The sequence below is a fragment of the Cupriavidus sp. KB_39 genome, assembly GCF_052114485.1.
Classification (GTDB): domain Bacteria; phylum Pseudomonadota; class Gammaproteobacteria; order Burkholderiales; family Burkholderiaceae; genus Cupriavidus.
This window is the reverse complement of the sequence record NZ_JBFREV010000222.1, coordinates 1-430: the sequence shown is the minus strand read 5'-3', so window position 1 is coordinate 430 and position 430 is coordinate 1. Positions and strand designations below refer to the sequence as shown.

Here is a 430-nt window from a genome sequence, read left to right as displayed (position 1 = left end):
GACGCCTTCGGCACCCACAACGGCAACCGGTATCCTGACCAGACCCTGGCGTCGTTGACAACAGGCACTGATCCGCGCGGACTGGTCCGCACGACGGCCGTCGTGCCGGGCATCTTCACCCGACAGGCGTACGAGGGCCATATCGCCCCCGCCATCGCGGCCGCTGCCAGACGCACGGAGATTGCCCGCGATTGGGTGTTGACCGACAGCAAGCCGCAGGACGCCGAGCAGCCGGCGGGCCGCTCGGCCGATGCCCTGCAGGCCGCCCTGACCGCACAGTTTTTCGCGGACTACGCAGAACACTGGCAGGGCTTCATGAACAGCCTGCAATGGGCGCCTGCGCCGACGCTCCCTGCCGCCGTCGACCAACTCAAGCTGATGGCCGACGCACGCCAGTCGCCGGTGATCGCGCTGATGACATCGCTCGAAT

General features: G+C 67.7%; 1 protein-coding gene. It reads left to right on the top strand.

The features are described from left to right. Positions 1 to 430: ImcF-related family protein (locus AB4Z27_RS29650; protein WP_441646065.1), on the top strand; the 430-nt coding region annotated here is incomplete at both ends.